Origin of the sequence: Streptococcus hyovaginalis DSM 12219 (assembly GCF_000420785.1) — a bacterium.
Classification (GTDB): Bacteria; Bacillota; Bacilli; order Lactobacillales; family Streptococcaceae; genus Streptococcus; species Streptococcus hyovaginalis.
Genome location: NZ_ATVP01000002.1, coordinates 168648 through 190875 on the forward strand (window position 1 = coordinate 168648; position 22228 = coordinate 190875).

General features: G+C 41.2%; 18 protein-coding genes. 8 read left to right on the top strand and 10 right to left on the bottom strand.

All coding sequences use genetic code 11. From position 1 onward, the window contains the following. Positions 1 to 361 precede the first annotated feature (361 nt). Complete coding sequence (locus G574_RS0102075; protein ID WP_029690749.1) at positions 362 to 2023, top strand: peptide ABC transporter substrate-binding protein; 1662 nt, start codon at positions 362 to 364, stop codon at positions 2021 to 2023. A 204-nt stretch (positions 2024 to 2227) separates the two neighbouring features. On the opposite strand, the gene G574_RS0102080 is transcribed toward G574_RS0102075, so the two are convergent. Beyond that, positions 2228 to 4510 (bottom strand): Xaa-Pro dipeptidyl-peptidase, encoded by a 2283-nt coding sequence (locus tag G574_RS0102080; protein WP_029690750.1) that lies wholly within the window; start codon positions 4508 to 4510, stop codon positions 2228 to 2230. A 117-nt stretch (positions 4511 to 4627) separates the two neighbouring features. On the opposite strand from G574_RS0102080, the gene gla reads away from it, so the two are divergent. After that, positions 4628 to 5479 (top strand): aquaglyceroporin Gla, encoded by an 852-nt coding sequence (gla, locus tag G574_RS0102085; protein ID WP_029690751.1) that lies wholly within the window; start codon positions 4628 to 4630, stop codon positions 5477 to 5479. A gap of 89 nt (positions 5480 to 5568) precedes the next feature. Here gla and G574_RS0102090 read toward each other — a convergent pair whose 3' ends face one another. Next, positions 5569 to 6462 carry a sodium:solute symporter gene (locus G574_RS0102090; protein WP_029690752.1) on the bottom strand — a complete coding sequence of 298 codons (894 nt, stop codon included), beginning with the start codon at positions 6460 to 6462 and terminating at the stop codon, positions 5569 to 5571. A 124-nt stretch (positions 6463 to 6586) separates the two neighbouring features. On the opposite strand from G574_RS0102090, the gene G574_RS0102095 reads away from it, so the two are divergent. Then, the gene (locus G574_RS0102095; protein WP_029690753.1) at positions 6587 to 7336 is read left to right on the top strand and encodes a CppA family protein; all 750 of its coding nucleotides are present in this window, start codon (positions 6587 to 6589) and stop codon (positions 7334 to 7336) included. 5 nt (positions 7337 to 7341) lie between these two features. Further along, on the top strand, positions 7342 to 8277 hold the full coding sequence (locus tag G574_RS0102100) for a serine hydrolase domain-containing protein (protein ID WP_029690754.1): 936 nt from the start codon (positions 7342 to 7344) through the stop codon (positions 8275 to 8277). A 187-nt stretch (positions 8278 to 8464) separates the two neighbouring features. On the opposite strand, the gene pflB is transcribed toward G574_RS0102100, so the two are convergent. Then, positions 8465 to 10777, bottom strand: coding sequence for a formate C-acetyltransferase (gene pflB, locus G574_RS0102105; protein ID WP_029690755.1), 2313 nt, complete (start codon positions 10775 to 10777; stop codon positions 8465 to 8467). 240 nt (positions 10778 to 11017) lie between these two features. Between pflB and dinB the strand changes: the two genes are divergently transcribed. After that, on the top strand, positions 11018 to 12112 hold the full coding sequence (dinB, locus tag G574_RS0102110) for a DNA polymerase IV (protein WP_029690756.1): 1095 nt from the start codon (positions 11018 to 11020) through the stop codon (positions 12110 to 12112). A gap of 97 nt (positions 12113 to 12209) precedes the next feature. Here the strand turns inward: dinB and G574_RS0102115 are convergent, their stop codons facing one another. The 7 genes from G574_RS0102115 to G574_RS0102145 form a co-directional block, all read right to left on the bottom strand. Continuing rightward, complete coding sequence (locus G574_RS0102115; RefSeq protein ID WP_029690757.1) at positions 12210 to 12761, bottom strand: cysteine hydrolase family protein; 552 nt, start codon at positions 12759 to 12761, stop codon at positions 12210 to 12212. Beyond that, positions 12758 to 15256 carry an SF1B family DNA helicase RecD2 gene (gene recD2, locus G574_RS0102120; RefSeq protein WP_029690758.1) on the bottom strand — a complete coding sequence of 833 codons (2499 nt, stop codon included), beginning with the start codon at positions 15254 to 15256 and terminating at the stop codon, positions 12758 to 12760. Before recD2 ends, G574_RS0102115 begins: the two co-directional genes overlap by 4 nt. An 82-nt stretch (positions 15257 to 15338) precedes the next feature. Then, positions 15339 to 15932, bottom strand: coding sequence for a signal peptidase I (lepB, locus tag G574_RS0102125; RefSeq protein WP_029690759.1), 594 nt, complete (start codon positions 15930 to 15932; stop codon positions 15339 to 15341). Positions 15933 to 15945: 13 nt separating this feature from the next. Then, a complete protein-coding gene (gene rnhC / locus G574_RS0102130; protein WP_029690760.1) occupies positions 15946 to 16860 on the bottom strand; it encodes a ribonuclease HIII in 915 nt (304 codons plus the stop codon). A 78-nt stretch (positions 16861 to 16938) separates the two neighbouring features. Next, positions 16939 to 17727 (bottom strand): formate/nitrite transporter family protein, encoded by a 789-nt coding sequence (locus G574_RS0102135; protein ID WP_029690761.1) that lies wholly within the window; start codon positions 17725 to 17727, stop codon positions 16939 to 16941. An 80-nt stretch (positions 17728 to 17807) separates the two neighbouring features. After that, the gene (locus G574_RS0102140; protein WP_029690762.1) at positions 17808 to 19055 is read right to left on the bottom strand and encodes an NAD(P)H-dependent oxidoreductase; all 1248 of its coding nucleotides are present in this window, start codon (positions 19053 to 19055) and stop codon (positions 17808 to 17810) included. Positions 19056 to 19071: 16 nt separating this feature from the next. Further along, the gene (locus tag G574_RS0102145) at positions 19072 to 19677 is read right to left on the bottom strand and encodes an NADPH-dependent FMN reductase (protein ID WP_029690763.1); all 606 of its coding nucleotides are present in this window, start codon (positions 19675 to 19677) and stop codon (positions 19072 to 19074) included. Between the two features lie 180 nt (positions 19678 to 19857). Here G574_RS0102145 and G574_RS0102150 point away from each other — a divergent pair, with 180 nt between their 5' ends. The 3 genes from G574_RS0102150 (at position 19858) to radA (ending at position 22209) form a co-directional block, all read left to right on the top strand. After that, positions 19858 to 20217, top strand: a complete 360-nt coding sequence (locus tag G574_RS0102150; protein WP_029690764.1) for a YbaN family protein — start codon at positions 19858 to 19860, stop codon at positions 20215 to 20217. 165 nt (positions 20218 to 20382) lie between these two features. Continuing rightward, a complete protein-coding gene (locus G574_RS0102155; RefSeq protein ID WP_029690765.1) occupies positions 20383 to 20832 on the top strand; it encodes a dUTP diphosphatase in 450 nt (149 codons plus the stop codon). Positions 20833 to 20847: 15 nt separating this feature from the next. After that, on the top strand, positions 20848 to 22209 hold the full coding sequence (gene radA / locus G574_RS0102160; RefSeq protein WP_029690766.1) for a DNA repair protein RadA: 1362 nt from the start codon (positions 20848 to 20850) through the stop codon (positions 22207 to 22209). The last annotated feature ends 19 nt before the right edge of the window (positions 22210 to 22228 follow it).

Sequence of the window (22228 nt, forward strand, 5' to 3'; positions counted from 1 at the left end):
TTTAAGATTCCTTTCGTATCAAGGGTTTAGCCCTATTTGTTTTTAAATGGTGACCAATCGTGACTAAAATTCGTTTTAGTAGATGTCCAACTGCTATTATACCATGTTTGACTATTAGTTCAAAATAGGTAGATATATAACTGAAACCATTTCTTATACACTTTACAAACCATGTAAGCATTTTATATGCAGTTATATGACATTTAGATTTTTAAATATAAAATCGAAATAAAATTCAGAAAATTACTAAAAAGGTATTTCCTTTTAAAAAAACTTATGTTAAACTACCTAACATAGACAAATTTTTAGAAAATTTCGTCTGTTTAATAATGAAAAAGATAAAGAAATGGGAGTCGTAAGTATGGCATTTTTAACAAGACCTACGTGGAAGCGTTTAGGATATGGAGCTGTTGCTTTTGCTTCTATGGCAGTTTTGGCAGCTTGTGGTAATGGTGGTTCTTCAAAATCAGCTGAGGGAGACAAGGATACCATTAATTGGTATGTTCCAACGGATATTTCAACTTTGGATATTTCTAAAAATACAGACCAATATTCAAACGTTGCTATTGGGAACTCTGGTGGTAACTTGTTGCGTTTAGATGGTAAAAATGGGACCCGTCCTGACTTGGCTAAAAAAGTAGATGTTTCTGAAGACGGATTAACTTACACAGCAACTCTTCGTGATGATCTTAAATGGTCAGATGGTAGTGAGTTGACAGCTGAAGATTTCGTTTACTCATGGCAACGTATTGTTGACCCTAAGACAGCATCAGAATATGCGTATTTAGCAGTTGAAGCACATCTTGAAAATGCGGATAAGATTAACAGTGGAGAGGAAAAAGACCTCAACAAGCTTGGTGTCAAAGCAGAAGGAAACAAGGTTATCTTTACCTTGACCAACCCTGCACCGCAATTCATGAATTACCTTGCTTTTTCTAACTTTTTACCACAGAAAAAAGAATTTGTAGAAAAAGTCGGTGACGATTATGCGACAACATCTGAGGACATGATCTACTCTGGACCTTACAAGGTTGAAGGTTGGAATGGTTCAAATGGTGGTTTTAAACTGGTTAAGAATGACGAATATTGGGACGCTGAAAATGTTGAAACTGAGACAGTCAATGTTGATGTGATCAAAAAACCTGATACAGCCGTTCAAATGTATAAACAGGGCGATCTAGACTTTGCGGATATCTCTGGAACATCTGCTATCTACAATTCGAACAAAAATAATAAAGACGTCGTAGATGTGCCAACAGCCCGTACAACTTACATCGTTTATAACCAAACAGGTAATGTTAAATCTTTGATGAACGATAAGATCCGTAAAGCCCTTAACTTGGCGACTGACCGTGAAGGTATCGTTGAAGCAGCTGTCGACACAGGTTCAAAAGCTGCAACAGCCCTTGTTCCAACTGGTCTTGAGACACTTGATAATGGTGATGATTTAACGGATTTTGTAGCGCCTGGTTATACTTATGATGCTGATGAAGCTAAAAAACTCTTTGAAGAAGGTTTGAAAGAGTTGGGACAAGATTCAGTGACCTTGACTGTCACAGCAGATTCTGATTCACCATCAGTGAAAAATGCAGTAGACTATCTCAAGAGCACATGGGAAGAAGCGCTTCCTGGTTTGACTGTTGAAGAGAAATTTGTGACGTTCAAACAACGTTTAGAAGATACTAAAAATCAAAACTTTGAAGTTGCTCTGGTATCATGGGGTGGTGACTACCCAGAAGGATCTACTTTCTACGGTCTCTTCACATCTGATGCAGCCTACAACTATGGTAAGTTCTCTAATGCTGATTACGATAAGGCTTATAATTCTGCCATCACAGAAAACGCTATGGATAAACAAGCTGCCGCTGAGAACTATAAGGAAGCTGAAAAAGCTCTTTACGACAATGCCCTTTACAACCCAGTTTACTACCTCAACACACAAGGCCTTCAAAATCCTGATGTGAAAGAGTTGGTACGTAATTCAACTGGTCTCACTGTTGACTTTGTTCACGCACATAAGTAATTGACATTGTCAGGCGTCAGAGATAAGAAGCGTGTCCTGGGTTCATTTGAAAAGCCTCCCTTCATAAACAAATAACGATTGCAGGACATAGGTCTCTCAAATTTGATAAAACATTTTCTGTCCCTTTAGTTAACGAGCTTAATGTGATAAAAGATAAATACAACTAAAAATCGAGGTTGGACTTAGGTCCAGCCTCGATTGTTTTTAGGCATCAAATGGGATAAGAATGCGAGATGCTGCCAAATCAACAGTTAGCTGATAATCGGAGTTATCCCGAATGGTATGTTCAAAGTCTGTAGTATAAAGGACTAGACGTAGTTTATCACCAGAGCTTAGCTGGTAAATGCTTGGTTGCAGATCTAGCGCGAAAGTCATCCATTGATCGGGAGTGATCTCTTCAATTGTCATCAAATCATTACGGTTTTGGAGATTAAGGTGGCCTTTAGTGATGACGCGGTGTTTAGCTTCCTTAAATGGCAGCTCTCTCAAGGCTTCCATCTGGAAGAAGCGACCGTTGTCAACGCTGTTTCCGTGAGGAGAGGGAATAGCTTGGAGATATTTTTTAGAGCCAGTCTCAAGGACTTGGGCCGACAGCAATCCTTTGTCAGTACTTGATTTGACTCTAAGGTTGAGCTTGATACGACCGTTAAGGCGGATGTCTTTAGGTAGTTCCAAATCAATGGTGATAGCGTTGGCTTTCTCGTTAAACAAATCTGCCTTGAAACGATTGAAGTCCTTGCCATAACGTTTGAAGGTATCATCCTCATAGTGGTTTTGAATCTTATCTTGGGTGGTTCCTAGAGAGAGTTCTTCATAGATACTGCTTCCAAAATGTTCTAATTGCTGCCAGCTTTGTTCTTGGGTATTATCTTGCCAGATGACTGTTGGGAGATTAAAGTCACTGTCTTGTCCCAAGATAACTTGACTCAGTAGGGCGTTCATTGATTCCCTAAAGTCAATAGATTGCCAGGCATTCATATAGAGATGGGCACCATGGTGGAGGAAAAGGTGTTTTGACACACTATCGGGCAGGGCCTGGAACATGTTGTAAACGTTGATTGGTTTAACATTCCAGTCTTGGGTACCGTGTGTAAAAACCACACGCGCCTTAACCTTGTCAGCATGAATGACATAGTTACGGTCATGCCAGAATTGATTGTAATCTCCAGTTTCGCGGGAAATAGCTGCGCTTTGTTCTCTGAGAAGTTCTTGATACTTGGCATTGTGACGCAGATAATCCCCAGCAGCTAGATTGCGCGAATAGGTAAATTCTGTAAGGGTGTCTAAGTCCTCTCCAGGATAACCACCAGGGCTAGTAATCAGACCGTTTTCACGGTAGTAGTTGTACCAAGATGAAATACCAGCTTCAGCAATGACAACTTCAAGCCCTTCGACACCCGTTGTGGCCAGGGCATTTGACATGGTTCCTAGGTAAGAAAGTCCTGTGGTAGCGACTTTTCCGTTTGTCCAAGTAGCTTTAACACTGCGTTTACAATCACGACTTGTAAAGGCTTGAGCTCGTCCATTGAGCCAATCAATCACTGCTTTATAGGCTTGGACTTGATGATAATCTCCTGTCGTCATAAAACCGTCAGATTGGATGGTACCGATGCCTGACACGTAAATATTAGCAAAACCACGAGCTAGCATGTAGTCGTTAAGCGTATAACTGTTAGGGTAGAGGAAGGTTTCTTCTGACTCTTGAACTTCTTGGACGTCTTGTAACTGATTGTCTGATTTTAAAAGAGTGATGTCTTTGGTCTCAACAGAAATGCTTCCCTTTTCTTTCTTGAGGAGTTCCCCTTCCATTTTATGGGTTAAGCGATCACTTGCAGGCTCATTGACTCCTTGGTGGTAGGGACTTGCAGTCATCATCACAGGTAATTTATGGCTTGTCTTTGGTCGAATGATGGAGACTTTGACCAGATCAACTTGACCGTCCAAATCTGTGTCAACACCAGATTCCACATAAACGACCTCACGAATAAGGTCATGTGTGTCAAAAGTAGCTAGACTTTTACCATTAAAATAATGATAATCATTGGTTACGGGAATCAGGTTTTGGGCAATCAATAGGTCAATCAAGCAGTTTCCAGACTTGGTACGAGTTCCAAGGAGATGGTGGAGGGAAAGTACAGTCTGATCAAAGGGCACTGGGAAGGTGATTTTTTTAGCAAATGTGATAGCATCTATGAAGTCAACATTCGGGACAAACTCTAGCAGTTGAAGAGCAATCATATAAAAACGCGCCTCGGTGAGTTCCTGGTTGGATTGAAAGAAGGTGAGGAGATCCGTTTCAAAGTCCGCAATCATTTCTGAGAGAGCGTAATCAGTATCTCGAAAACGAAGGGATAGGATTTTACGTACAAAGTTTTCAAGATTAGTTCTGAAATTGGCATGGTTTCCGACTTCAAAGCCTAGTGACTGAAGCTCTGTTAAGGCAATATTGGGTTGTGGTGGGATATAACTAAATTGATTATATTTCATAAAAAACCTCATAAAGTAAACGTTTTTATTTTTGGGATTATCTTTACTTTATTCATTATACTTGATAGAATGGTGGTTGTCTAAAAAATTCACTAATTTGAAAGGATTATAAAAAACATGGATGTTACATGGACTGTAAAATATCTTACAGAATTTCTTGGAACAGCTATCCTTATCATTCTCGGTAATGGTGCTGTTGCCAACGTTGAATTAAAAGGAACTAAAGGACATGCTAGTGGTTGGTTGACCATTGCTGTTGGTTACGGGATGGGGGTTATGATCCCAGCTCTTATGTTTGGTAATGTTTCTGGTAACCACATTAACCCAGCTTTCACACTTGGTTTGGCTGTTTCAGGCTACTTCCCATGGGCTCAAGTAGCTCCTTATATTATCGCACAACTTCTTGGTGCCATTGCTGGTCAAGCAGTGGTTGTGGCAGCTTATCGCCCTTATTACCAAGCTACTGAGGCTTCAGGTCCTATTTTGGGTTCTTTTGCAACAATTTCTTCACTAGATACTGAGGTTATTGACACACGTAAAGGAGCACAAATCAATGGCTTTATCAATGAGTTCTTTGGCTCATTTGTTCTTTTCTTTGCAGCTATCTCAATGACGAAAAACTATTTTGGTGCTGAAGTTGCTCAATTTGCTGCCACTCAAGGTTTAGATGCCTCTGATATTACAGCCAAAGTTCAACTTGGTGCTCACCTTAATGCTGGTCAAGCAGTTGCTCACTTGGCGCTTGGTTTCCTTGTAATGGCTCTTGTGGCTAGTCTTGGAGGTCCAACTGGCCCAGGTCTTAACCCTGCGCGTGACTTCGGTCCACGTTTGCTTCACCACTTCTTGCCAAAATCCGTTTTAGGACAACATAAAGGTAGCTCAAGATGGTGGTATGCTTGGGTACCATCTGTCGCACCAATCCTTGCAGCCATTGCTGCAGTAGCACTTTACAAGTTGCTTTATTCTTAAAAATGACTAAAAGATTGGAGAGAACTCACTCGCCAATCTTTTTTATAGCCTTAAAAATCCCTGGTCATGTAAGCTAGGGATTTTTCTGTTTAGTAGTCTTTATAGAGGCTAGATTTTATCGAAGAGCGAATGAGCATGATACCAGTGAACAGCACGATAATAATGACTAGTGTTTTCAGACTGTTGAGATTTAATGATGATAGGAAGGCGACTGCCATGAGAACGCCAGTAACCCCTCCGACTACCATGCCAGCATGACCATCCCAATTGATACGGTCATTCTTCATAAATTGAATGGTCGATCCTAGCATGATCATTGCTGCATCTAGCACCATAACTGGCATTGCGACCGCAGGGCTCAAGCCCATCAGTGAGAAGAAGATGAGCTCGGGAGCGTAATTGCCTAATTCCATAGTCATTAATATACCGATAATAACGTTAAAAAGAATTTCCAAAAGCAACCAAAGGCCACTAAGTCCGTGTGCACTTTCTAGGATATCAGCTCCAGGATTTGTCCACATACGATCAGCGCTAATTAATGCTGCAATAATAAGTAGTGTCCCTAAAATCTTTTGGATTGTTGGTGTGTGCCAATTTTTGGTCAAACGTGGGCCCACCAAAGCTCCGATGAAGGAGGCAGTTGCCATGCTAATCAAGGTGAGCGGTTCAACTTTGACCACTAAGATAAAGCATAGGGATTGGACCAGTACGGGGATAACATGGGCAGCATTCATTGTTCCAGGGAGTATGCTGTTATCTTTGATAAGTTTGGTAGCTTTTAGTAAGGTGGTTGTTGTGGCAAATGAACCAATACCTAGCGTATCGAGCAAATCTGTTGTTAAACCGATGCCAAAGCCTGTCCAAAAGCGTTTGAAGGGATTGATGTGATGTTTTTTGATGTGATGAATTAAGAAGGTTGAGATGACGATAATCGCCATAATAAGCAAACCTTGAATGAAATGTAATAAGAGATAATCTTGCATAGCTATCACTTTACTTGAAAATCCTGAAAATGTAAATCAGGTGGATGAAAATGAAACACTTGCCGATAATTTCTTGTCAAACAGAGAATTTTTGCATACAATAGGTAAGAATGAGGAGGAAATCATGTCATTATTTAAAAATATAACATTCAAATCTCCAGTTATACGTGTGGAAGAAAGAGATTTAAATCTCGCTTTTTTTCAAAAGACACTTGGAATGAAGTTAGTCAGCGAAGAAAATGCACTCGCTTTTCTATCGGGTTATCAGTCTGGTGATATTCGCTTTACCATTGAGGAATCGCCAACCTACCGCACACGTGCGGTTGAAGGCACAAAAAAACTGAATCAAGTGGTCATAAAGGCTGCTGTAGACGACATTGCGCAATTGTTAGCTCGTGGTATTGAAACTAAGCGTATATTTAAAGGTCCAAAAGGATATGCTTTCGAAGCTGTATCTCCTCAAGGGGATGCTATTTTAATCTATGGAGAATCTTCTGTAGAAGAGTTAGAGGAAGTAACGTCTGTAGACCTTGTTGCAGATGAGTCTTTTAAAGGACTGTCAGATTTTGTTGTTGAGGGCATTATGTTAAATGTTACTGATCCAGATGCCAGTCAAGCTTTTTACCAAACGCTTTTTGATGGACAAGTGCCTTTACATCTGCAATTTAAGAAAAGTCAAGGGCCTGATCTCGCTATTGAGCCTCAGGTTACCTGGGATATTGAAATTTTAGAGTGTCAGGTTTCAGAAGACTTTGATCTCGTCGCTTTATATGACAATTTTAATGCTAAGGGATTGGCACCATATATGGATAAGAAGGCCAGTGTGGTTGTGGTTTCTGATCCAAGTAATATTGAAATTTGGTTCACTAAATAAGGCCTATGGATGCTATCCTAAGAAAAATAACACAACAGATTTCAGAAAATCATTACCATGGCGCTAGTTTAGCGATCTATAATCGCGGTCAATGGCAAGAACATTATATTGGAACTATTGACGGAAAAAGGCCTGTTACATCTGATTTAGTTTATGATTTGGCCAGTGTTTCTAAAGTTGTTGGGGTTGCAACCGTGGTTGCTTTTTTATTGGCTCAAGGTGAGTTAGACATTGATAATCCCTTATCCTATTATTACTCAGATTTTTCAAATGAAGAGGCGACCCTTCGCCAACTCTTGACACATACGTCAGGTATCGACCCTTTTATTCCCAATCGAGATCGGTTGACTGCTGATGAATTGAAGACAGCCATCAATCACATTCGCGTCACTGATAAGAAAGACTTTCTTTATACTGATATTAACTTTCTCCTGTTAGGTTTTATGTTAGAAGAGTTTAGTGGTTTATCACTAGACCAATTATTTGAACAGTCTATCTTCGCCCCTTGGCAGATGGACCAGACCAGTTTTGGTCCAAGATTAGGAGCTGTGCCTACTAGCAAAGGTGTGGCCGATGGTCTTGTCCATGATCCTAAAGCAAAGGTATTAAAAGAACATGCGGGGTCTGCCGGGCTCTTTTCAACACTTGAGGACTTGAAGAAATTTCTAGAGCATTATTTAAAAGATGATTTTGCTCAAAATTTGTGGGAGAATTTAAGCCCATCTCTCACTAAAACACGAACTTTGGGTTGGAATTTAGATGGTGATTGGATTGATCATACGGGTTATACTGGGCCCTTCATTATGGCCAACCGTCAAAAGCAACAAGCAGTTATCTTTCTAACCAATCGAACTTATGAAAAGGATGACCGTCCAGAATGGATTGCAAAACGCCAAGAGTTAATGACTGTTATAATTAACACATTAAATCAAGGAGATTAGGGATTTTAAGAAGATACCTAGTTAGAAGTCAGTTTCAGATGAACTGGCTTTTTGATTGACTATAAGTTCAATAACAGAATGCTCAAAAACCCGTCAACCATCAGCTGAGCTGGTGGTTTTCTTACCGATAAAAACTGGCTTGAAGCCCTAACAAAAAACCTTACCCGGAGGGCAAGGTTTTGTAGGATTAAGCTTGGATGGCATCATCCATTGAAAGCACTTCGTGGAAGACACGTTGTGTCAATTCTGTTTTTTGTTCTGGTGTGAGATATTTGGTGTTGACGCAGTATCCAGAGATACGAACGATAACATCCTCACCAGCCATGATTTTATCGTAAACATCGTTAAGGTCCATAACGTTCAAGTTAACGTGTTGACCACCGTTTTCAAAGTAACCATCAAGAACAGTGACCAAGTTTGTGACTTGCTCGTCAAATGTTTTACCTAGCGCGCGTGGTGATACTTGTGTTGTCAATGAGATACCATCAGCAGCGTATGAGAAGTCAAGGCTTGCTAGTGAGTTAAGGTTTTGCAACCAACCACCATTAGCTTTGTTTGATGGGTTAGCACCTGGTGAGAAGAATTCTACTTTAGAAGTATTTACAGTACCATCCTCGTTTAGGAATACACCGCGGTGAACTGGTGAGTTACCTGTTTGTTTAGAGTAGGCAACGTTTGAAGTGATGGTAAGAAGTGATACAGTTGCTTCTGCGTCTTTGTAGAGTTTGTGGCTACGTAGACGAGTTGTGTATGCTTCGATCAACCATTCTGCCAATTCGTTTGAACGAGGGTCGTCTTCACCCCAGCGTGGGAATTCACCGATAGTTTCGTAGTCGTAGATGTAGCCATCTTCGTCACGGATTGGTTTAACAGTAGCGTATTTGATAGCTGATAATGTATCAACTGTGTTGGCAAATCCACAGATACCGAATCCCATGTTAGCACGTTGGTGACTTGGCAAGAAGGCCATTTGAACAGCTTCGTAGTTGTATTTATCAGTCATGTAGTGAATGATATTAAGAGCGTCTACGTAAGTATCTGTTAACCAATCAAGTGATTTTTCAAAGTTAGCTTTAACAGTGTCAAAGTCAAGGACGTCATCTGTAACTGGGTCGATTTCAAATACTTTGTAGTCTTTGTGAACATCATCGTATCCGCCGTTAAGACCTGTAAGAAGCGCTTTAAGAACATTAACGCGAGCACCGAAGTATTGGATGTTGTGGCGTTGTTCTTCATTTTCTGGATCAAGCGGTGATACACAACATGAGATACATGACATTTCACCGTAGCCATCTTTAGCCATTGTTGTTACACCTTCGTATTGGATAGAAGAGTGTTTGTGGCTCATTGCCATACAGTAGCGACGGAAAGCATATGGTAATTTATCTGTCCAAAGAACTGTCAAGTTTGGTTCTGGTGAGTTACCAATGTTATCAAGAGTATTCAAGAAGCGGTAGTCCATCTTAGTAACACGGTGACGACCATCGTTACCCATACCAGCCATTGATGTTGTGATGAAGGTTGGGTCACCTGAGTAAAGAGCATCATAAGCTTTAGTACGACCGAATTTTACAGTGCGAAGTTTAAGCACGAAATCGTCAACGAATTCTTGGATTTCTGATTCGGTGAATGTTCCACGAGCGAGGTCGCGTTCTGCAAAGATATCAAGAACGATTGGTACACGTCCTAGTGAGGTTGCAGCACCGTTAATTACGCGACATACTGCCATGAAGGCGATGTTTACCCATTGGATAGCTTCTTTAACGTTTTCGGCAGGACGACGAACGTCGACACCGTAAAGGTCACCAAGTTTAACTACTTCACCAAGTGCTTGGTATTGAAGGTTGATTTCTTCGCGAAGGCGAATTGATTCTTCGTCAATTTCTGTAATAGCATTCCAGTCGTTAACTTTTTCTTGCATCAAGAAGTCAGCACCGTAAACGGCAAGACGGGCATAAACCCCGATGATACGTCCACGTGAGTATGCATCTGGAAGACCAGTAACAGTGTGGGCGTGACGAGCTCGGCGGATGTTTGATGTGTAAGCGCGGAAGATACCATCGTTTACAGTTGTCACATGTTTAGTGAAGATTTCATGTACTGCTGGATCAGGCTCATAACCATTTTCTTTAAGAGTTGTTTCCGCCATGCGGATACCACCTTTTGGCATGAAGTTGAGTTTGAAGAGTTCATCATTTTGAATACCAAAGATGACTTCATTTTCTTTGTCGATAAATCCAGCAGGAATGTCAGCAATTGAAGTTGGACGCGTATCCATTGGGAAGCGTGTTGCTTCGTATTTTGCTTTGGTATCTTCGATGACTTTTTTGATGTGGAGTGAACGTTCAGTAGGACCAGCTAGGAAGCTTTCGTCACCGTCATAAGGTGTGTAGTTAGCTTGCACGAAACGAGCGACACTTGCTTTTTCTTTCCAGTCAGTTCCTTTAAAGCCTTCCCAAGCTTTTTCAAAAACGTCTGTATTTGTTTTTACAGTTGCCATAAGAAATTCTCCTTCGATTCTAGTAACAAATTTATCTGTTACATTTTACACATAATATTATAACAACCAGAAAGCGATTTCACAAGCATATTTCTTGACAAGGTGATTTTTCTTTTCTAGTACAGATTGTGAAGAACACCTTTAACTGTATTATAAATTTGTAAATTTAGCAGAAATTATCAGAAAAAGGTATAATTTAGAGGTAGAAATGATTGAAGGTAATCTTAGAAAGGATATTTCATGCTGATTTTTCCACTTATCAATGATACCAGTCGAAAGATTATCCATATTGATATGGATGCTTTTTTTGCTGCGGTGGAAGTGCGTGACAATCCTGACTTGAAAGGTAAACCCGTTGTCATCGCCAAAGATCCCAGGGAAACAGGAGGTCGAGGAGTGGTGTCGACCTGCTCCTATGAAGCTAGACAGTTTGGTATTCATTCGGCCATGAGTTCAAAAGAAGCCTATGAACGTTGTCCACAGGCCGTTTTTATATCTGGCAATTATGCCAAATACCGTGAGATTGGCATGCAGGTCAGAGAAATTTTTAAGCGTTATACTGACTTAGTTGAGCCTATGTCTATTGATGAAGCTTATTTGGATGTTACCGACAATAAATTAGGGATAAAGTCGGCGGTCAAGGTTGCCAAGCTGATCCAACATGACATTTGGAAAGAATTGCATTTAACCTGTTCGGCTGGGGTTTCTTACAATAAATTTTTGGCTAAATTAGCTTCAGACTTTCAGAAACCGGCTGGTTTAACATTGATTTTACCAGAGGATGCTCAAAGCTTTTTAGAAGAATTGCCTGTTGACAAATTTCATGGTGTTGGTAAAAAATCTGTGGAAAAGTTACAGGCACTAGGTGTCAAAACAGGTAAAGACTTGCTTGCCTTGTCTGAAATGACCCTGATTGACCATTTTGGTCGCTTTGGTTATGATTTATATCGCAAGGCACGCGGCATCTCGGATTCTCCTGTTAAACCTAATCGTATTCGTAAATCCATTGGGAGTGAGCGAACTTACGGAAAGTTACTTTACAACGAAGAGGACATCAAGGCAGAGCTTTCGAAAAATGCTAGACGGGTTGCTGATACCCTGATAAAAAATGAAAAATTAGGGAAAATTGTTGTTATCAAAGTCAGGTATTCTGATTTCACCACCTTAACGAAACGGCATACGCTTCTAGAGGCCAGTCAGTCTTTTGAGCTTATTGAGCAAGAGGCTCACCGTATTTATGATGAGTTAGATAGCCCACCTTCGGGGATTCGTTTACTTGGCGTCACGGTGACGGGATTATTGGATAAGGCAGTGATCGAAGAACCATTAGTTTAATTAAAAACGGCCATACAGTGAGCCGCGCCTAGAATCTTGTCTTCATTCATGGTGTGCGTTTGTGCTGTATGGTCGTTTTTGTGATTAGTTGGTTAGCTTAGTGCTTGGTATGATTAAGGTAGTCAGCGGTATTTTTGATGGTGGCAAATTCGTCGTTCAGAGCTGCCAGGTTATAGTAATGGCAGTCTCTGGCCTCAATGATCTTGCCGTCAGGGCCTTTTAAAGGAAATGAAGCTGTTGCATCAGAAATCAGAGTCACTTCGAATCCCAAATTAGCAGCCATACGCGTGGTCGTAGAGACACAGTGCGGTAGGGTTAACCCAACAATTGTTAGGTGGCTAATGGCGTTTTGATGGAGATAGTCTTCTAACGTGGTTCCAATGAAGGCGCTGTTAACGGTTTTTTGGAAGAGTGGCTCACTCTTTAGTGGCTCAAATCCTTTTTTAAAGGCTTGGAAGCGACTGCTGTAGAAAAGAGAATCAGGATTGTCAGAGACATGCTGAATGTGGATGATAGGCCGACTATTGCTCCGGAAGTCAGATATGAGCTTTAACATATTGTCTTCTGCTTGGAGGTTGTTGCGTTGTCCCCAATTGACATGGTCAAAGGCTTCTTGGACATCAATGATGAGTAGGGCTTCTTGTGTCATTTGTTGGTCTCCTGTTTCTTAAAAAAGAGGGCAAAGTCAGCTTCTTCAAGACCGATCATCGGATCTATGGTTAAGAGGTTAGCTGCTGTTAAGCGATAGTGGTTCGGGTTATCAAGAGGGTTATGAACAGACTTATCAACAGCTTGTTCATAAGTTCCAGAAGTGGTTGATATCTCAGTATTGTCAATGGTTTTCCCATTCTTTGTTGGATGATTTATGCTTGTTTTATCCTCAGAATTGGAGGTGTTTGGGGAAGGGTTTGTGGATAACTTGTGCACAGAAGAATCGGATGCTTCTGTAAAACGTGGAATAAGCCAAGTTTGGCGCTGTGCACCTTGTGTTTGCGTAGCCTTATCGAAAGCGGCTGCTTCACCTAATAAGATCAACTTACTTTTTGAGCGCGTGATCGCTGTATAGAGGAGGTTGCGTTGCAACATGCGTCCGCTTTGTCTAGTCAATGGTAAAATCACAACCTGAAATTCGCTACCTTGTGATTTGTGGATAGACATGGCATAGGCCAGTGTAATTTTTGCCCATTCATTGCGCGGATAGATAACTTCATTACCGTCAAATTGAATAGTGATTTCATCCTGCTTACTGTCTGTGTATTTGGCAGGCAATAAGTCTGTGATATAACCAATATCCCCGTTGAACACATTATGTTCAGAATCGTTGATTAAGTGGATAACCTTATCCCCTTGGCGAAATGAGTGGTTGTTGTGGGGAAATTCTAGTCGATCTTCCAAGGGATTGAGAAGATTTTGCAAAAGAGTGTTAAGGTTATCGATGCCGGCTTCGCCTTTATACATAGGGGCGAGGATCTGAATTTCACTAGGATCAATGCCACTTCTAAGAGCTGAGCTAACAATTTTTTGCACCATTTGTGGAATGTGGAAAGCTTGGGCTTCAAAAAAAGAGCGGTCAGCTTTTTTGTCTGTGAAGTCTGTTGGAAGCTGTCCTTGTCGTATCTGGCTTGCTAAAGTGACGATAGTAGAGTCGTCTGACTGTCGGAAAATTTTTTCTAGACGAACATGGGGCATATCCGGAACCTTTAAGAGATCGGCTAGGACTTGTCCTGGTCCCACGGATGGGAGTTGATCACTGTCTCCGACGATAATTAGCTGACTCCGTGAGGAAATGGCACTAAAGAGTTGATTGGCTAGCCAAGTATCAACCATTGAAAATTCATCAACGATGATAAGATCAGCATCCAAATAGTCATCGAGTGCTTGGTAGTCATCGCCGTCGCCTGTCAAGCCAAGGTGCCGATGGATGGTGGCGCTGGGAAGGCCAGTCAGTTCATTCATGCGACGGGCTGCGCGACCTGTTGGCGCTGCTAAGATGATGGGTGGTTGATTTTGCTGAATGTTCACATCGTGTAACTGAGCATAGGCTTCGATAATACCGTTAATAACGGTCGTCTTACCAGTTCCTGGACCGCCTGTTAGGATAAAGAGACGATTGGTGAGTGCTTTTTGAACAGCCTCTTTTTGCACCTGATCATAGGTTAGACCGAGTTGTTTTTCGACGTGGTCGATCACTTCTGTCAACTGTTTCTGTGAAAAATCAAGGGATTCGTTATTGGTAGAAAGCCGATGTAAGTTTTTTTGGATACCTTCCTCAGCATAGTAAAGGATATTGTCAAAAACTTTGGTATCAATAGTTTGGATCCGGCTTTCATTAGCCAGTTGAGTGAGCTCTGCAGCAACAAGGCTTGGTTCCAATGCCACCTGTCGGCTAGATTCCAGGAGATCAAGTGTTCTAGCTAACAAGTCACGCGCTTCCAAATAGGTATTACCTGTTTGCATAGCTGATTCGGCTAGAGTGTGGATTAGGCCGGCTTGATAACGCTCAGGGGCATCAGCGGTGATTCCGATGTGCTCTGCCACCTGATCGGCGATTTTAAACCCGACACCTTGGATATCTTCGACTAGTTGATAGGGATTGGCTTCGATAGTTGCCAAACTCTGATCTTGATAATGGTTAAAAACCTGTAAGGTGATCTTTGATGGTAGGCCGTACTGGGCTAGTTTTGCCAAGACTTGCTCAGTACCATAATTGGCTTTTAATTTGGCAATAAAGTTTTCACGATTGCTTTTAGAAAGAACTGTGATAGTTGCTAGTTTATCTGGGCTTTCAAGGATAGCATCGATAGGGTCCTCGCCATAGAGGCTAACGATTTTTTCGGCTGTTTTTCGGCCAATGCCTTTGAAGTGATCACTTGAAAAATATTTAATCAATCCGGAAGCTGTTGGTTTAGCTCTTTCATAACGTTCCGCTTTGAGCTGCTGTCCATATTTAGGGTGCTGGATGAGTTCTCCCCAAAAGGTATAACTTTCCCCTTCAACGAGCTCACCGATGGTTCCAGTGATGATGATTTCAAAATCATCGAAGTCACTATCAGTATCATCGATTTCAAGTAGGAGAATTTTAAAGAAATTATGGGCATTTTCAAAAATAACACGGTCAACAATACCAGAAAAATAAGTTGTCATAACTTTTCCCTTGAACGAAAAGGAGCTGGCAAATTTTCAGCTCCTTGGTAATACATTATTTTATGCAGATCTTGCGCCTCATTTAGTCCACTGTGCCGGTCTTGGTTAATGGCCAATAACGGAACTTCACTTCGCCAACCAAGTTGTCTTTAGTAAAGGTTCCTACGGCGCGACTGTCCTTGGAAACAATACGATCATCACCCAGGAGATAATAGTGTCCTTCAGGAACGGTTACTTCAAACGTGGCTTGGCCAGAGCTGTCTTGGGTGAAAGCTTTGCTAGCCTTTGCTAAGGATTGGAAGTAAGGGTTGAAATCATAAGTGGCTTGGAGCTTGTCATCTTGATAACGTTTGAGGTAGTCATCTAAGTAAGATTCGTTCACTTCACGGCCGTTAACCCTCAGGGTATCCTTGTCGTAAGAAATAGTGTCTCCCGGCATGCCAATAACACGTTTGACAATTTGTTTTTGCTCGCCGTTTTCTTCTTCGTCAGCGACGACGATGTCAAAGCGTTCGATTTTAGCGGTTTTGATAACGATGAGACGCTCCTTGTCTGATAAGGTTGGATCCATGGAATGCCCATCCACAGTCACAGGGAACCAGATCAACCACCGGCTAAGGAGAAAAATGGTAATGAAGAGGAGGAACAATCCCCATTCTTTAATAAAACGTTTCATGTCTAGGATTCCTTTATTTGTTTAGTAAGGCTTGTGCTTTTTGAGTGTTAGCAAAGTGTAGTTTAGCAGTATGTGCCAACCCCTTCATGCCATAAGCTGCCAAGAGTTGACTTGCTACTTTATCGGATTTGTTTGATGCACCACTCGGTAGTTGGAAGCCGACGTCTTCACCCAGATGTTTGAGGTTTTCTAAGAACATAGCCCTGGCAATGATAGAGGATACTGCTACAGCTAGGTATTTGCCTTCAGCTTTCTCCTCGAGAGTAACTGCTTGTGTGACTTGGTTGGCTTCTTTGGTAACGTATTTTTGATAATTGTTAGGCGATGTAAAGGCATCGATAACGATTTTATCTGCTTGGACTCCTTTTTGAAGAAGTAGATAAATCGCCTGATTGTGTAAGGCTACCTTAACCGAAACGGCGTTGTGTTTTAAGCCTTTTCCAACAACCTGATTGTACTTTTGTGGCGTCAATAGTAAGGCTTGATGAGGGATTTTTTTTTCTAGAAGAGGAGCGATGGCTTGAATTTTTTGGTCTGTCATGCGTTTGGAGTCATCCACACCTAGTGATTTTAAAAAAGCATGATCATCAGGTGTTACGAAGCTTGCAACGACAGCGATACCACCAAAATAAGAGCCGTTTCCTACCTCATCAGTTCCAATCATAGGGAAGTCTTGTCCGGATTTGAGGGAGGTGCTAGATGAGCTGTCTTTAGAAGAATCTGTATTTAATTCAAGATATTTTGCTAGAGAATTGGCACCTTTACCTTGTATCACTAGTTTGCCTGAAGTATAGGCAAGAAAAGTAGCATCCATATATTTTGCAGAAAAAGTGACATAAGGATTGTTATTGCTGGTTTGGTAGGGGCTTAAGCGTTGAGTGAGATCTTGGATAAGTGTTTTGGATAATTGGAAAACCAAAGTATTCATAGCAATCATTTTACCATATCCCCTATAAAAAAGGGCAAAAGAAAAGAAGATTTTTCAATCTTCTTAAGAGAAATGACTTTAGTCTACATGATTTGTTTGGCTTTTATTTAACCAACCATAAGCAATGCCGATGAACAGTCCTCCGCCTATCCAATTACCAAAAAAGACGACAGTCCATTGACGCAAAATATTTAGGAGGGTAAATCCTTCGATGTGTTTAACTGAACTAAAGCCAGCTAACATAAAAGAGGCGAAATTTGCGATTAGGTGTTCGTTTATCAAAAAGACAAACATAAAGATAGCTGATATGGCTATAAAAAACTTGGCAGATTCTTCTTTTAATAGCATATAGCCTAGGATAGCGATATTAACAAACATATTAGCAGTAATACCTTCGATAAAGTTCATCCAATCGGTTTTGGCTAGTTTAATTTGGACAGCGTTGATAACGAAAGATTTATCCGTTAGCAGGCTATAGGAGAAGGATTGATTAAAAAGCCAAGCCATAAAGATAGCGCCAATCAGATTGAAAAAGGTGCAATAGAGTAAAATGATCGTCGTCTTTTTCCAGGAAATAGCCTTATAGTAAGATCCAGTTGTTAGATACATCATATTGGAAGTAGCTAGTTCGCCATTAAAAATTAAAACATAGACTAGACCAATAGCAAAGATAAAGGTAAAAACAAAACGAGCTAGAGCTGGGAACTGACTTGAAATAACGTCCGCTCCAATGATACCGACAGCTGTTGACATGGTTAAAAAGGCTCCTGCAAACAGTGATCGTAGGGCATAGCGTCCCAAACTTTCATCGAAAAGTGCTTGCTTTTTGGCGCAAGCTGCTAAAACTTTTTCTTGAAATAATGACATATAAAATCTCCCTTTGTGATAAAGTGAACATACTTTTAAAGCGAAAAAACAGGAGGGAAAACCTCCCGTTCTTAAATGACTTAATGTTCTGAAGCACCTGAAACGGCGTCAGCTTCAACAGCGGCAGGAGTAGCATCATGGCTTCCTGCATCGGAAGCTCCTGAAGTAGCGTCAGTAGCAGGGGCTGGATGACCAGCAGGAGCTTTTCCTCCAGCTAGGTGTTGTCCAGTTGCTTCAAGATACCAATCTAACCAAGGCTTAAAGTTAAAGATGATTTCATTAATACCAGCATAGGAACCATCTGGATAGTACATGGCTTGATAATTGTGGGTATTAATAATTTCTGGTGGTGTTCCAGGGACGATTGTACGAACGTATTCTTCGTTTCCGTTGCGTAGGCTTCCAACCACCCACTCAACATTCTTCATCCGTGCAGGAGGTAGTGTGCCGTGGACAGTTGCTAAACGGTTACCAACTTGTTCACGAACCCGTTTACCAAGCATGGTTGAAGCTTCTTGGTGTTGGTTGTTGTAGTAAAGGAACTGGTTGTTGTCATCTGCATAAGTTAATTCAAAAGGCATGGCATTGAGGAACATGTTTAATTGATTAACTGTCAAAAGGCCGTTATCCAATTTCACATAAGTATCGCCTTCGACAGCATTGACTTGCTTAGCAGCCTTGTCTAACCAGTCAGGATCATCAGGGTCAATCCCTTGGACAGTTGTTTTAATGGGTTTCGTAACGTAAAGATCCTCGGGTTCAATGGGTTTTGGTTTTTGCAATTGTTTAACAACTCCTACATATTTGATGAAATTATCCAAACAAGACCCTAGGAAATCGATAGTTCCTTGGTTGATAAGGTCACCATTGTCATCAAAGGCTTCCTTTGCTTTTCCTAGTAAGAATTCGTTACCGGGAAGGGCATAGGCATTCACGCCGGGAGCTTCTAAGATTTTGCGGAGATGTACTTGTGCCCGAGAGGTTCCTTGATCATAGTATGAGGCCCCGACGATCATAATAGGTTTGTTCTCAAAGGGATGCAAATCACCAAAAGATAGCCACTCCAAGGTGCTCTTAAGGGCAGGAGTGATGGTGTGGTTGTGTTCGGGTGTTGCGATAATAACACCATCAGCACGTGTGATTTTATTATAAAGGTAACGGAGTGCAAAGTTTTCAGACTGGTCTTCGTCTTGATTGAACATGGGCACATCTTTGATCTCAAGAACTTCAAGTTCAAATTTTACTTTAAAGTGACGTTGGATGAATTGCAAAAGCATACGGTTGTATGATTGGTCTGCATTCGATCCGACTATTCCTACAAATTTCATAGTGATTTCCTCCCGCTTAGCTTAGGCTTTCCCAGTCAAAATTTTCTGCTTCTTTTTGCAACAATGATTTGGCGCTTGATAGTTTTCCAGTGATTTTTACAAATAGACGGAAATCATCGAAGATAGCATCCAATTTTTGGATAGTATCTAAATCAAAGAGATTACCTTCATTGTCAAAAGCTTGTAATGAATGTGAAAGAAGGAATTCATCTGGGAGAACGTTAGCTTTCAACTCAGGAGCATTAAGAATTTGACGCAGTTGCAATTGTGCGCGTGATGAACCAAGGGTTCCATAAGAGGCACCAGTGATCATAACAGGTTTGTTAAGAAGCGGAAAGATTCCATATGATAACCAAGCCAAAGCATTCATTAAGACAGCTGGGATTGAGTGGTCGTACTCTGGTGTTCCGATGATAACCCCATCAGCATCCTCGATTTTTTGAGCGATGTCAAGAACGCTATCGGGCACTTTTTTATCAGAAGGCTTGTTAAACGTTGGCAAATCTTTGATCTCGATTAACTCGATATCAGCTTTGTCGGCAAAATGTTTTTGGAGGTATTGCAATAGTTTGCGATTGGTAGATTTGGCAGAGTTTGTTCCCACCAGTCCGATTAATTTCATAGTTATCTCCTTATTGTGATTATCTGAGATAGAATAACAGTTCATAATCTAATGATAGCGTTTTAATAAGCAACTGTCAATCTATTTCGTAAGGTTTTGTAAATGTCAAACATTATGCTTGTGTGCTTACGCACAAAATATCTGTGGCATCCTGGAGAAAGTTTTGTTAGAATGACAATTATGAGAAAAAGCATTTATATATTAGCAGGTATTCTAAGTTTAGTGATTGGTGTGGTCGGTATTGTCCTTCCGATTGTACCGACGACTCCTTTGTTGCTTTTATCAGGGGTCTGTTTTGCCAAAAGTTCACACAAGATGGAACAGCGACTTCGTCAAAGCAAATTGTATCAATTTTACGTAGCTGATTATGCCGAAACCAAGACTATTGCGAAAGAACGCAAGAAAAAAATTATTTGGCAAATCTATCTTCTGATGGGGATTTCCATCTATTTTGCTCCCTTAATGGTGGTCAAAATCATGTTATTAGGCTTAACCTTTTTTATCACCTACTATCTTTTTAAAGTCATTCCGGATAAATAATGGAAGAAGAGAAAAACATTCGCCATTCCAGAAGACATCAAAGTAGAAGATTAAATCCAGTTATCCATTTGCAGCTCGGTTAGTTTACTAACTGGGCTTTTTTTGCTTTTATTTTTCGAATATTTTATAATGAAGAATGAATTTTTTAAGGATAAGGAAGAGAAAATGACTAAAGTACGTGGATTTGAATTGATTACAGCTTTTGAGGGGCAAGAAGACCTCCTTCCCAAACGGGAAACAACTCATGCAGCAGGTTATGATTTAAAAGTGGCCCAAGAGTTGACAATCGCTCCGGGTGAGATTAAGCTGGTACCAACAGGTGTCAAAGCCTATATGCAAGACGGCGAAGTGCTTTATCTCTACGACCGATCTTCCAACCCTCGTAAAAAGGGATTGGTTTTAATTAACTCTGTCGGTGTCATTGATGGGGACTACTATAACAATCCTAATAACGAAGGGCATATTTTTGCACAAATGCAAAACATTTCAGATCAAGTAGTGCATTTAGAAAAAGGCGACCGCATTGTTCAAGGTGTTTTTGTCCCCTTTTTGGTGGCAGATGGTGACGAAGCAGATGGTGTGCGTACAGGTGGCTTTGGAAGTACTGGAAAATAGGCAAGGAGGCTTATTATCGCTAAGAAGAAATCGAGTTTTGTCTGCCAAGAGTGCGGCTATAACTCCCCCAAATACCTAGGACGCTGTCCCAATTGCTCTGCCTGGTCTTCTTTTGTCGAAGAAGTCGATGTGCAAGAGGTTAAAAATGCCCGTGTCAGTTTGACGGGTGAAAAGACACGCCCAACCAAACTAAAAGATGTTGATTCTATCAACTATACCCGTACTAAAACAGATATGGACGAATTTAACCGAGTGCTTGGTGGCGGTGTTGTCCCTGGAAGTCTGGTCTTAATCGGTGGTGATCCCGGTATTGGGAAGTCAACGCTACTCCTCCAAGTATCAACACAACTTGCCAATCGTGGAACAGTGCTCTATGTTTCTGGGGAAGAATCAGCAGAGCAGATAAAACTCCGCAGTGAGCGACTAGGTGATATTGATAATGAATTTTACCTTTATGCTGAGACCAACATGCAGAATATCCGGGCTGAGATTGAAAAAATTAAGCCAGATTTTCTGATTATCGACTCTATCCAAACCATCATGAGTCCTGAGGTTTCAAGTGTGCAAGGTTCGGTATCTCAAGTCCGTGAAGTGACCGCAGAGCTTATGAATCTAGCCAAAACCAACAATATTGCTACCTTTATCGTTGGTCATGTGACCAAGGAGGGTACCTTGGCTGGACCTCGGATGCTGGAGCATATGGTGGATACAGTGCTATATTTTGAAGGGGAGCGTCATCATACCTTCCGTATCCTTCGTGCCGTTAAAAATCGCTTTGGCTCCACCAATGAAATTGGGATTTTTGAGATGCAGTCAGGCGGTCTAGTTGAAGTCTTAAACCCTAGTCAGGTCTTTCTAGAAGAGCGTCTAGACGGAGCGACAGGATCGGCGATTGTCGTTACCATGGAAGGGACGCGTCCTATTCTGGCAGAGGTGCAGGCCCTTGTAACGCCAACTGTTTTTGGCAATGCTAAACGCACGACCACGGGGTTAGACTTTAATCGGGTCAGCTTGATTATGGCGGTCCTTGAAAAACGTTGCGGTTTGTTACTACAGAACCAAGATGCTTACCTCAAGTCAGCAGGTGGCGTAAAACTGGATGAGCCAGCTATCGACCTTGCTGTTGCAGTAGCCATTGCCTCAAGTTACAAGGAAAAACCGACCAATCCACAAGAATCCTTTATCGGCGAAATTGGCTTAACAGGGGAAATTCGTCGGGTAACTCGTATCGAACAACGTATCAACGAAGCTGCTAAGTTGGGCTTTACTAAAATTTACGCCCCCAAAAACTCCCTTCAAGGCATTGATATTCCGAATAATATCCAAGTTATCGGTGTCTCAACGGTAGGGGAAGTCTTGAAGAAAGTATTTGCTTAAGATTATCATTTAGAGACAG

What these genes read in the sequence shown, in the direction of transcription:
- G574_RS0102140 (WP_029690762.1), bottom strand. Translation starts at nt 19,055, where the DNA reads ATGAAATTTGTAGGAATAGTCGGATCGAATGCAGACCAATCATACAAC.
- G574_RS0102095 (WP_029690753.1), top strand. Translation starts at nt 6,587, where the DNA reads ATGTCATTATTTAAAAATATAACATTCAAATCTCCAGTTATACGTGTG.
- G574_RS0102100 (WP_029690754.1), top strand. Translation starts at nt 7,342, where the DNA reads ATGGATGCTATCCTAAGAAAAATAACACAACAGATTTCAGAAAATCAT.
- rnhC (WP_029690760.1), bottom strand. Translation starts at nt 16,860, where the DNA reads ATGAATACTTTGGTTTTCCAATTATCCAAAACACTTATCCAAGATCTC.
- lepB (WP_029690759.1), bottom strand. Translation starts at nt 15,932, where the DNA reads ATGAAACGTTTTATTAAAGAATGGGGATTGTTCCTCCTCTTCATTACC.
- G574_RS0102150 (WP_029690764.1), top strand. Translation starts at nt 19,858, where the DNA reads ATGAGAAAAAGCATTTATATATTAGCAGGTATTCTAAGTTTAGTGATT.
- G574_RS0102145 (WP_029690763.1), bottom strand. Translation starts at nt 19,677, where the DNA reads ATGAAATTAATCGGACTGGTGGGAACAAACTCTGCCAAATCTACCAAT.
- gla (WP_029690751.1), top strand. Translation starts at nt 4,628, where the DNA reads ATGGATGTTACATGGACTGTAAAATATCTTACAGAATTTCTTGGAACA.
- G574_RS0102115 (WP_029690757.1), bottom strand. Translation starts at nt 12,761, where the DNA reads ATGACACAAGAAGCCCTACTCATCATTGATGTCCAAGAAGCCTTTGAC.
- pflB (WP_029690755.1), bottom strand. Translation starts at nt 10,777, where the DNA reads ATGGCAACTGTAAAAACAAATACAGACGTTTTTGAAAAAGCTTGGGAA.
- G574_RS0102080 (WP_029690750.1), bottom strand. Translation starts at nt 4,510, where the DNA reads ATGAAATATAATCAATTTAGTTATATCCCACCACAACCCAATATTGCC.
- dinB (WP_029690756.1), top strand. Translation starts at nt 11,018, where the DNA reads ATGCTGATTTTTCCACTTATCAATGATACCAGTCGAAAGATTATCCAT.
- recD2 (WP_029690758.1), bottom strand. Translation starts at nt 15,256, where the DNA reads ATGACAACTTATTTTTCTGGTATTGTTGACCGTGTTATTTTTGAAAAT.
- G574_RS0102090 (WP_029690752.1), bottom strand. Translation starts at nt 6,462, where the DNA reads ATGCAAGATTATCTCTTATTACATTTCATTCAAGGTTTGCTTATTATG.
- G574_RS0102135 (WP_029690761.1), bottom strand. Translation starts at nt 17,727, where the DNA reads ATGTCATTATTTCAAGAAAAAGTTTTAGCAGCTTGCGCCAAAAAGCAA.
- G574_RS0102155 (WP_029690765.1), top strand. Translation starts at nt 20,383, where the DNA reads ATGACTAAAGTACGTGGATTTGAATTGATTACAGCTTTTGAGGGGCAA.
- G574_RS0102075 (WP_029690749.1), top strand. Translation starts at nt 362, where the DNA reads ATGGCATTTTTAACAAGACCTACGTGGAAGCGTTTAGGATATGGAGCT.